This is a genomic window from Maribacter sp., assembly GCF_039968975.1.
Taxonomy (GTDB): Bacteria; Bacteroidota; Bacteroidia; order Flavobacteriales; family Flavobacteriaceae; genus Maribacter.
Window position 1 is genome coordinate 1 of sequence record NZ_JBDVOT010000244.1, and the last position, 10,472, is coordinate 10,472.

Annotated in this window: 10 protein-coding genes and 1 pseudogene; 2 read left to right on the forward strand and 9 right to left on the reverse strand. The window is 33.2% G+C overall.

The features are described from left to right. A pseudogene (locus ABJI11_RS16890) lies at nucleotides 1-266 on the forward strand (permease); the annotation flags it as partial. Between the two features lie 111 nt (nucleotides 267-377). Beyond that, a complete protein-coding gene (locus ABJI11_RS16895; RefSeq protein WP_348354871.1) occupies nucleotides 378-989 on the forward strand; it encodes a DEAD/DEAH box helicase in 612 nt (203 codons plus the stop codon). On the opposite strand, the gene ABJI11_RS16900 is transcribed toward ABJI11_RS16895, so the two are convergent. From ABJI11_RS16900 to ABJI11_RS16940, 9 genes are all read right to left on the reverse strand, one after another. Further along, nucleotides 990-1,766 (reverse strand): patatin-like phospholipase family protein, encoded by a 777-nt coding sequence (locus ABJI11_RS16900; RefSeq protein ID WP_348354874.1) that lies wholly within the window; start codon nucleotides 1,764-1,766, stop codon nucleotides 990-992. Nucleotides 1,767-1,792: 26 nt separating this feature from the next. Then, nucleotides 1,793-2,404: a DUF6134 family protein gene (locus ABJI11_RS16905; protein WP_348354877.1), complete on the reverse strand. Its 612-nt coding sequence runs from the start codon at nucleotides 2,402-2,404 to the stop codon at nucleotides 1,793-1,795. Nucleotides 2,405-2,586: 182 nt separating this feature from the next. Beyond that, nucleotides 2,587-3,171, reverse strand: coding sequence for a DUF6515 family protein (locus tag ABJI11_RS16910; protein WP_348354880.1), 585 nt, complete (start codon nucleotides 3,169-3,171; stop codon nucleotides 2,587-2,589). Between the two features lie 234 nt (nucleotides 3,172-3,405). Further along, entirely contained in the window at nucleotides 3,406-5,313 is a 1,908-nt protein-coding gene (locus tag ABJI11_RS16915; RefSeq protein WP_348354883.1) for a monovalent cation:proton antiporter-2 (CPA2) family protein, read from the reverse strand. A 40-nt stretch (nucleotides 5,314-5,353) separates the two neighbouring features. Further along, a complete protein-coding gene (locus ABJI11_RS16920; protein ID WP_348354886.1) occupies nucleotides 5,354-5,905 on the reverse strand; it encodes an NAD(P)H-dependent oxidoreductase in 552 nt (183 codons plus the stop codon). A 44-nt stretch (nucleotides 5,906-5,949) separates the two neighbouring features. Further along, nucleotides 5,950-6,573 (reverse strand): MarC family protein, encoded by a 624-nt coding sequence (locus tag ABJI11_RS16925; protein ID WP_348354889.1) that lies wholly within the window; start codon nucleotides 6,571-6,573, stop codon nucleotides 5,950-5,952. A gap of 184 nt (nucleotides 6,574-6,757) precedes the next feature. Continuing rightward, nucleotides 6,758-7,873, reverse strand: coding sequence for an esterase-like activity of phytase family protein (locus tag ABJI11_RS16930; RefSeq protein ID WP_348354892.1), 1,116 nt, complete (start codon nucleotides 7,871-7,873; stop codon nucleotides 6,758-6,760). A gap of 527 nt (nucleotides 7,874-8,400) precedes the next feature. Then, entirely contained in the window at nucleotides 8,401-10,047 is a 1,647-nt protein-coding gene (locus tag ABJI11_RS16935; protein WP_348354895.1) for an FAD-dependent oxidoreductase, read from the reverse strand. Nucleotides 10,048-10,259: 212 nt separating this feature from the next. After that, on the reverse strand, nucleotides 10,260-10,472 hold a 213-nt coding region (locus tag ABJI11_RS16940; RefSeq protein WP_348354898.1), incomplete at its 5' end, for a ferritin-like domain-containing protein.

Here is a 10,472-nt window from a genome sequence, read left to right on the forward strand (position 1 = left end):
CAACTAATTCTAATCTAAAAGGCTCTTTTAAATGGCGATGGACCATACCAATGGTGGGGCTTCTATTACAAACGGCCGACTATTTCTATTTTAAGGCATTACAAGATCCCGATGCATTGATTATGTTGTTATCTGCAATCAAAAGAAGTCAAATACTTATAGCCGTTGTAGTAGGTGGTTTTATTTTTAAAGAGCAGAACAAACGAAAGAAATTGGTGCCATTGGCAGGTATTATGCTGGGGGTATTTCTTATTTTGTATTCATAAAAAAGTATCTGAAGTTTACCTATATAAAATACCTAGGTATAATGGGGTTAGCCCATTTGTAGGCTGTATCTTTGTATGGTAACAGTATTTGTAATTAGTTAAGGTAGCAATATGTCATTTAAAAAACTGAATCAGCATTTATTAGAAAGATTGGAATTTCTATCCATATCAGAACCAACTCCGTTTCAGAAAAAAAGTATTCCTGTTATAAAAAGTGGGGCGAATGTTTATTGTACGGCACCAAAAGAAAGTGGAAAAACGACTACGTTAATTTTAACCACATTACAAAAACTAAAATGTAAAGCAGAGGGTAATGCGCCAAGAGCCGTTGTGGTAGTTGAGAATAAAGAAAAGGTATTGGAACTTTATGATACCTTTTTTGAATACACCAAGTATACCGATGTTAGACTTTATGCCAGCTATAAAGAATTGCATATAGATATTCAAAAGTCAGAAATATTTGAGGGTATAGATATTTTGATAACTACCCCTACTACCCTACATAAATTGTTTTTATTAAATGGCGTAAGTACTTCACAGTTAAAGATATGTAGTATTGATGATGGTGATTTTTTAATTCAAAAATCTGACTACACGGCAATGATTACGGTTGCTCAGAGTATTATGAAGTGCCAATATGTAATATACTCGGAAAAAATGCACCCTAAGTTAGAACGTTTTGAAGATTTCTTTATGGAGCGTTCTACTCACGTTAAAGCCTAATTACCTGGTATTTTGTTTTGAGTAACCTTGTGCTTTTAAAACATCTAAAGCATTATTGTATCCAATGTCGAAAATAGGATCAATGGACCTCATGTCAAAAGTAGCATATTCACAAAGCTCTTCTGGGGAAATGATAAGCTTGCAATCAGAAAACTTGGCAATAGATTCTGATGCAGATTTTATTTTATAGGCCCTGTCAAGAACATTATAAGAATGCTTTAGGTCATTTATTTCAATACTTTTCAGTGCATTTACATAACTGCCGATAATGTTGTCGCAGTGAGTTTGCAATGGCTCAATAGGAAAATTGTTTAACACTCCACCATCTACATAGTAAGAACCATTAATATCTACAGGTGAAAATACGCCAGGGAAAGTGGCAGATGCTAAAACGGGTTTTATCAGTTCTCCTTTATCAAAAATGGTTAATTCACCTTTAATAATATCAGTAGCAGTAATGTATAGTTTCTTTGGAAGCGATTCAAAAGCATCGTCTGGAAAGAACTTTTTAAATTCATCATAAAACTTCTCTGTGTCCAGAAATCCGGGTTTTCTCCGTGCAAATTTCTTGGCATGAAAAATAGGAATCACTTTAAAGAATTCCAAAATATCTGCCCAATGTACACCACCGGCATATAGTGCTCCAACAATAGCACCTGCGCTAGTACCAGATATGTGGGTGGGGTAAATACCATGCTCCTCTAAAGCTTTGATTACTCCTATGTGCGCCACTCCCCTTATGCCTCCTCCTGAAAGTACTAAACCGATATGTGTCATAATTGGTGTTCTTTATTAACTATTAATCAGTTTTGAGCTACTATTTCAAAATTTACCAATCCACCATTGATTTCTGCTTTTTTTAGAAATCCATCTTTATAATGGTAAATATTTTCTTGATCCTTCGCATTAATTTTTTTGTAAATATGGTTGCCTAAAGCAACTATTGTGTTAAAACTGCCATCTTGCTCAGAGTAACACTTCTCTATGTCTATAGGTTCTTTAAAATACAATAAAATGGTAGCATATGTAATATGACCTTCTACTACCTTTTCGTTTTTACTGTTTTTAGTAATTTGGTAATAACTTTCTTGCCAGCTGGTCGTAATATCTGCATGCGCTCTGTTGTTTACATCTATTAAAACATTGGCTCTTTTTAAAAGATTATTCTCGTAGGTTACGTCATACTTATAGTTTACTTCAATTTCCTTAATAATTCTAGTATTGATTGTGGAGATACTTTGATAATTGATTTTAGAGTTCTCAATAGTCTGTTTTGCTTGTAAATTACCCACAATTTTATCATTATGAATGATATTAAAATTAAGGGAGTTATTGGGTTTCGTCGTTATCTCATCGCTATTTAAATTTGAAAAAATAAGGGAGCAAAAAGTTATAATAAGATAGGTTGAAGACATGGTAAGAAGAATTTAATGAGCCATATTAGTTAAATTAACTACTATAAAACTAAGTAAATCTCTGTTTATAAAAACTAACCAGCGTCATGTTTTATCAATGTAAGAATACAGCCAACCTATAAAACAACAAACGCCTATGGAAAAATCCATAAGCGTTTGTAATAATCAACATCCAATTTTATTTATTCCATATCAATGATACCAACAACTTCATAAGCTCTTGATCCGTTTACCTGTACTTTTTCATATAAAATATTTGAATACTCATAGTATGATAAACCATCAATAGTCACTTTTTCATAACCATCTGGTAATTCGTAAACTATAGTTCCAATTTCTGGTTGAACAACTTCATAGCCCGAATTTGATTCAATATAAAAAGTGCCACCAACATTAAAATACAAACGGTTGTTAAAATTAACCCTAGCATAGTTTGGCGGTAATGTGTTTATTCTAAAGCCAACTTTTGGTGCAATGGTAATATATCTACCACCAGACGATGTATAAAATTTGTTGTTAGAATAGTAATAACTTTGACCATTATGCTTTACTATTTGCTTATTAGGAACAGTCCTAACAGATACTACTTTTTTAGTAGGTTTTTTATAGGTTACTTTTTTACTAGATATTTTACCAGGTGTTTTAGTCACTTTCTTTGTAACAGTCGTCTTGGTAACTTTCTTTTTAGAAGATTGTGCTGAAGCTGGTAAAGCAAATGCAAATAATAGTAATGTTGCTACTGCGTATGTTTTAGTAATTGTTTTCATCTTTTTATATTTAAAAGGTTAAACTTATATTTTATGTTCAATTCTTTGACAAGCAAATGTAGTAGTGGTTTAATCCATAACCTTGTAAATATTTCTTAAATAGACGTACTAGCTAATTTCACCCATGAACTTAAGTATTTTATAGAAGTTTAAAAGGCAATTATAAGGTGGAATACAGCTTCTCTTAATGAACATTTTAGATATAAATGCTTTATAGTTTTTATCTAGAATCTTTTAATCAGCTTGTGGAGTAGTATTGTTTTGCTGATTTTCTAGCACTTTTCTAATAGACTCACTATTCCAATGATTGTCATATTCAACGATGCCTCTTTTAAAATCTTCTTCTAATAATCGTTCTTGCTCCTCTAACTCTTTACGAACCTTAAAAATGTAATCTTCATTTCCCTTGGGTTCAGCTGCCAATCGTCTTAAGCTGGTCTCATCATATTTAATGAAATTCTGAACTTGTCTGTTCAGTGTGTATTTTCTAAAACCAAGTTTACTTAAAACATCTTTTGCCAATAATAGTGATGTATCTAGAGATTCTCGATATATATTTTCCATACCCATATTTAATAATTCATAAGCATCATTTCTATTTTGAGCTCTGATCATTAGTTCTACATGTGGATATTTCTCTTTGACCATTTTTGTAATTTCTTTGGTAATACTAGGGTTATCAATAGCACATATTAAAATTTTAGCTTGAGCAATTCCGGCAGACTCTAATAAGTCTATACGGGAAGCATCACCATAGTATACTTCAAAACCCATTTTACGTAAAACATCTACCCTATTAGAATCTTGATCCAGTATAGTTGCCTCTATACCATGAGAGCGTAAAAACCTTCCTACTGTACTACCAAAATGACCAAAGCCAACCAGAATCACGTTTTGCGATTTAGCAATATGGTCCGTAGGGCGTTTAATAGATTCTTTTGTTCCAATTTTTGGTAAGATAAAACGCTCGTTAATGATACTAATAATAGGTGTTAACGACATTGTCAATGCCGTAATTACCAACATAATATCCATTTGTTCTTGATTCAATATATTCAATTGAAATGCAAAGGATAACAATACAAAGGCAAATTCTCCAATTTGTGCCAAGCCAAAAGTCAACAGCAGATTTTGGTCTAGCCTTAACTTGAATACTTTACCAATGATAAAAAGTATTAATGCTTTGATCACTATTACCGCCAATAAAATACCGCCAATGGTCAATGGTATTTTAGCAATGACCACAAAATTAATTGAAGCGCCTACTGCTATAAAAAACAAACCTAAAAGAAGGTTTTTAAAAGGTTCAAGGTTACTTTCAAGTTCATGCTTGTATTCACTACTAGAAAGAACAACACCACCTAAAAATGCACCTAAGGCAGGCGATAGCCCTACATATTCCATTAAAAATGATATGCTGAATACGATTAACAAGGCAGAAGCAAACAGAAGTTCTCTTACACCAGTTTTTGCAACCCTACGTAACATGGGGACAATTAAGTATTGACCTGCCACTATTATTAAAACTACAGATAAGATAATAGCCAGAGTTTGGTATCCCATGGGTAAAGTATCTAAAAGGTTACCGGTAGTTTCATGACTGTCAACGGCAGCTTCACCACCTGAATTGGAAAGTAGAGGAATTGCACCTAACATGAAGATTACGATGATATCTTGGAATAATAGTATGGAAAATGCCGCGTTGCCAAAAGTTGTCTCCATAAGTCCTTTTTCATCAATGGTCTGCATGGCAATGGCTGTAGAAGATAAGGCTACTGCCATAGAAATTACTAAGGCAACTTTCCAGTCAAAATTCAATAGTGTAAAAAATAAATAAGAGAGTAACATGGTGCCGGCTACCTGTAAACCACCCATACCTGCAATAGATTTACGCATGTTCCAGAAGTTTTTTGGCTCAATTTCGAGTCCGATCAAGAATAGCATCACCACTACGCCAAACTCGGCAAAATGAAGAATATCATCTCCCTCCTCTCCAATAAAGCCCAATACATACGGACCTATTAAAACACCGGCAATCAAATAACCCAAAACAGAACTTAGACCTAGTCTTTTAGCAATTGAAACACAAATGATTGCCCCTAGTAAAAAAACAATAGCATCAAAAAGTATACTTCCGGTCATAATTGGTTGGTTAATTAAAGTGTGTTCAATTGAATTGCAGTTAAGGGATTAAAACTGTTTCCTTACTTTGAAGGTTATCGATTAAAGTACTATAATTCTCTCCGTAGTTTTTAAGCTCTTCATCAGTCAATGTATAGGTGCCCATTACGGTAAAAGGTTTGTGATAGGTCATAAGACACAAATTCGCTGTTTGTTCAAAAGGTCTTAAAAATTCTGTTATGGTATAACTATTACTACCTTGAGAACAATATAATTCTTTACTGCCACCAGTAGTAATGACATTTAAGCAAATTTTAGAAGTCAACGCTTTGCCTTTTGGTCCATAAGCCCAATTGAATTCCAAGACTATATCTATCCATTGTTTTAGTAATGGCGGACAACTGTACCAATACAAAGGGTGATGCCAAATTATAACATCATGCTCTTGTAATAATTTCTTCTCGAACAAAACGTCTATATGAAAATCTGGATATTGTTCGTACAAATCATGAAAAGTGACGCCTTCCTTATCTTTTATATAATTTACCAAAATTGCATTTGCTCTAGACTTTTCAAACTTAGGGTGAGCAAATAAAACAAGTACCTTTTTCATATTACAGTAAATTGATAAAAATAATAATTGCTTATACCGGGTAATTATTTAGTAATCAAATTGAATGAAATTTTTATTCCTTCTATGATCATACCGGTACCAATTATGGCAATGATCAAACCCATTATTTTACCGATTACTGAAATAACATTGAACCCTACTAAGCGCACAATAAAATTACTTAGCCTAAATGTTAGGTAAGTCAACAAGCTCATAAAACCGAATACTGCAATAACAATAGCGATATGTACAGGTTGTGCGCTAGATACAAAGTTCATAGCAGTAACTATTGTTCCAGGACCGGCTAAAATTGGAATGGCCAATGGAGATACAGCAATGTTTTCGTCGATGTTTACATGTTTAATATTCTTGACATTAGACTGTTTTGATTGAAGCATGTCAAAACCTATATAAAATATAAGTATACCGCCGGTGATTTTAAATGCGGGAATACTGATATTAAATAACTCAAATATATACTTACCAAGAAGTACAAATACTAAAACAATTATAAATGCAATTAGGTTGGCACGTTTATTAATATCCTCTTTCGTTTTATTATCGGCACCTTGGGTAAGCGATAAAAAAACGGTCATGTTAGAAATAGGGTTGGTAATGGCAAAAAAACCAGTAAAAACAGCAATAGAAAATGTTATTAAATCATCCATTATTATGAGCAAAAATTAATCGTGCAAGAACTAGATTTTTTATTAAAATTCCTAAACTATTTAAAAGCTTTAAAGAATAATTATTCTTCTTAAAAATAGAGGAACTAATGAAATTCTTGTCTATTGTAAAATTATGATTATAAATGATTTACAAAAATATTCTACATAACGAATAAAATATAATTTATTTTAAAATTTCAAACAGGATAAATTGATTAAGCTGAGGACCATAAAGGCTAAAATTATTATCGGCTACCACGACTAATGAGCGATTACCATTTTTGAAGTTTGGACCAAAAGTAATACCTTCAATATTATCTACTATACCGTTGGTAAGTTCTTCACGAATATCATCAAAATTGAATATGAGTTTTTTGGTTGCTTTGGTATAGTTAGCTTCTTTTAAGCTATTAATGTTGCTAACATCGGTAGCATTGCTTGCATCCACATCGTAAATTTTTACGGTATTGCCACCATCTTGATAGCCCATAGAATAAGAACGTTCTAAAACAAAAAATTTATTAGTATCATATTCTAAAATTTCAACAATCCCATTGAGTTCAAAAATAGCTCCGTTACTAGCAGGACGCGCAACTCTGTCAAGATCGTAGACTATTTCCTTTTCGAAATGCCCAGTTTTGTTAATAAAAGCGATTCTTACCGGTGAATCCGTTTCTTCTATAGTAGGTTCTTTACCATCTTCTTTTAAAGGAAGTTCCATCGCAACCCAATACCCTTTTTTATTGTAACTCAATGTAATGCCTTCAAACACACCATTATGACGTGGTCCTAAATTAGGATTACTATTAGGTAAGAAGCGGTTCGTTAAATCAAATTCCTTGACATAGACTCCGCTTGAATTAGAAATACGGACAAAGGGTTTTATCTCGTTCTTTATATTTCCTTCACTTGTATAAATGAAGAATCCACTATCAAATCTTATAGATTCTGGGTCAATTGTTCCTTTGGAAAATAGGTTGCCGTTTTTATCCTTTAAATGAGTAACTGATGTTATAGCAATGGAATCAAATCCGTTCAAATTATAAGAAAGCTTAGCACTATAAAATCTAGGGGATTCACTATCATCACTAATGGCATACCAATTACTATTAGCATAATCAATTCCTGATAATCCCCCTACCCTTGTGTTTGCAAATGTAGTTGTGTCTGATAAAACATATTCGTCTACAAAACGAAGTTTTAAATCGCCTTTAGTTTTTTTAACCTCATTATTATTACGGCAAGAGATTACAGTAAATATCACTGCAAATACTATGAACGTTCCTGTAATTCTCTTCATTTATCGGTGTTTAATAACCAACCTTTATTCTTGTGAATTTCTGAGCTACAAAGGTAGCATCAAAAAAATAACAAGCCATATTATTTAAACCAATGTATTCGTCAAAGAAAGTAATTCTTCAATCTTTTTAGCATGCATAAGCATCTGGGTGTGCTTGTGCATAATCGCCTTTATCATTGTCAAAATAAGCGTTAGTTTTTGCTTTGTCTGTCATACTTTAATCATATAAAATATTAACTCCCTTTTTCTGCTGAAGACCAATGTTGACCATAAGCTTCTATTGCTATTTGGGAATCTAACACTAAATATAAACCATCAGAATCTGTTACAAATTGCATTTCATGAAGCTGATGATTTTTACTGTCTATATTTTTTTAAATTTTTCGAAACGAATTATAAAAGAAGTGTTTCACTGTTAGAAGTTATTTTTCTAAAAAAATACACTTTGAAAACTGAATGGTAACAGTAGTTGTGGCAATTTCAAAGTTTACTATATAAATATTACCAGCTATTGGTATGAAGATGCCTTAATTTGTGATAGTAGCAAACTTATCTAGCGCCAAATACTTATGAATATCGCTAACGACAATAGAGCCTTCACCAACGGCGGAAGCTACACGTTTTACAGAACCCGAACGCACATCGCCAACAGCAAAAAGACCGGGTAAACTCGTCTCAAACGTGTAGGGTTTTCGCTGGCTGAATTCAGATTCGTTTTTTAGTGCGTAGTCGCAAATGGTAAGTCCGGTATGGACAAAACCCTTGGCGTCGGTATCAATAATGGTATTTAACCACTTTGTACAAGGTTTTGCACCTACAAAAGTGAAAAGGTAATTAATATCATTTTCTACTAAAGTTTCATCTTTTTTGACTATTACCTCTTCCAAATAGGTATCGCCCTTAACTTTCACTACATTGCTATTAGTCAGTACTTCTATGTTTTCGCAAGCCATTATACGTTGAACCAAATAGTCGCTCATTTTAGCGCCAATATCTTTATTTCTAATTATTACATATACCTTTTGGGCATAATTGGCTAAGAATATTGCAGCCTGACCTGCCGAGTTACCACCGCCAACAATACCAATTTCACTGTCTTTACACATATTGGCGTGCATAGATGTTGCGCTATAATATACGCCCGCGCCTTCAAATTTATCTATATTTTGTAAGGGCAATTTTCTATACGCGGCACCTGTGGCGGCAATTACAGTTTTAGCTTTTATTGGAGACGTGTTACTGGCATGAACCTCGTAAATATCTGCTTTACGCTCTATACTTTCTACCTCGTGAGGAACTGAAATGGTGCAACCAAATTTTTGAGCTTGAATGTATCCGTTATTTGCTAAATCTCTACCTGATATTCCAGTAGGGAACCCTAAGTAATTTTCAATTTTAGAACTCTTGCCAGCTTGACCTCCTGGAGAATTGCTGTCAATTGTTAATACCTTTAATCCTTCAGAAGATGCATAAACACTGGCAGCTAAACCAGCAGGACCGGCTCCGACAATTAGCACATCGTAAACTTCATTGTCAATTTTAATTCTGACTCCTGTACATGCCCCAATTTCATCAATTGTAGGACGAATAGAAATTTCATTCTGGCTATTTATTAAAACGGGTAGGTCATCAGTCGTCAAATTAAAGGTTTCTAACATTTGAACTAATCCTTCCTCCTTATCAGAATCTATGTATTTATACCATATGTCATTCTTATCCATAAAATCACGGATGGCATATGTTTCATTTGAGTGTTCAGAACCAATTAACTTAATTCCTTGAATACTATGTTTTAACGCATCTTCACGTAACAGAAAAGCATTAAGCAGTACATCACTAATATCACTGAATATAGCGATGGCACTTTTTAATTTTTCAGGTTTAATACGTAAAAGTTGTGTATTTTCTAAAGTCTCACCGCAAACACCTACCGTACGGTGTGAAAGTATACTGCTTGAACCTGAGAACTGATGTTTTTTATGAATAGTAAGATTATCATCATTCTGATCAGGATCAATAATTCTGATTCCACCAGAGAGTACTACGAAGAAATCATAAAATTGATCTCCAAAATCTAAAACAATAGTTGGCTCTTTATAGGTTTCAATAGTACCATAAGCCTTTAACTTTGCTACTTGAGCATTTGTTAGTTCAGGAAATTTTGGGTCAATCATATCAAATTGGTTTAGTAGTTCACGAAGGCTTCATCATTATAACACTAAAGCCACCTTTCATTAATTTCAACAGAACTAATTACTGGATGGCTCGTATTTTAAGAATATGCAGTAACGTGTTTGCTTTTAGGATTGTCACAACAAAACGTTTTACTGCAATTTTAGCAAGTATATAAGTTTATCTGATTTTGGTAATCAGTTACTTAAATAAATTAACTTAAACTAGCTCGTAACATCCAAGCCATTTCTTCATGTTCTTGTAATAGTCCGGTTAAAAAATCTGCAGTACCTACATCTTCATAATCTTCTTCTATTGTAGGTATAATTTTTCTCATTTCTACAATTATGGCATCATGATCGGCTAATAATACTTTCATGAAGTTTAAACTAGAATTGTCTCCTTCTATTTCTTCTGATAAATGTGT

Coding starts and splice junctions, on each gene's coding strand:
- ABJI11_RS16915 (WP_348354883.1), bottom strand. CDS start 5,313: ATGACCGGAAGTATACTTTTTGATGCTATTGTTTTTTTACTAGGGGCA.
- ABJI11_RS16905 (WP_348354877.1), bottom strand. CDS start 2,404: ATGTCTTCAACCTATCTTATTATAACTTTTTGCTCCCTTATTTTTTCA.
- ABJI11_RS16910 (WP_348354880.1), bottom strand. CDS start 3,171: ATGAAAACAATTACTAAAACATACGCAGTAGCAACATTACTATTATTT.
- ABJI11_RS16935 (WP_348354895.1), bottom strand. CDS start 10,047: ATGATTGACCCAAAATTTCCTGAACTAACAAATGCTCAAGTAGCAAAG.
- ABJI11_RS16900 (WP_348354874.1), bottom strand. CDS start 1,766: ATGACACATATCGGTTTAGTACTTTCAGGAGGAGGCATAAGGGGAGTG.
- ABJI11_RS16930 (WP_348354892.1), bottom strand. CDS start 7,873: ATGAAGAGAATTACAGGAACGTTCATAGTATTTGCAGTGATATTTACT.
- ABJI11_RS16925 (WP_348354889.1), bottom strand. CDS start 6,573: ATGGATGATTTAATAACATTTTCTATTGCTGTTTTTACTGGTTTTTTT.
- ABJI11_RS16920 (WP_348354886.1), bottom strand. CDS start 5,905: ATGAAAAAGGTACTTGTTTTATTTGCTCACCCTAAGTTTGAAAAGTCT.
- ABJI11_RS16895 (WP_348354871.1), top strand. CDS start 378: ATGTCATTTAAAAAACTGAATCAGCATTTATTAGAAAGATTGGAATTT.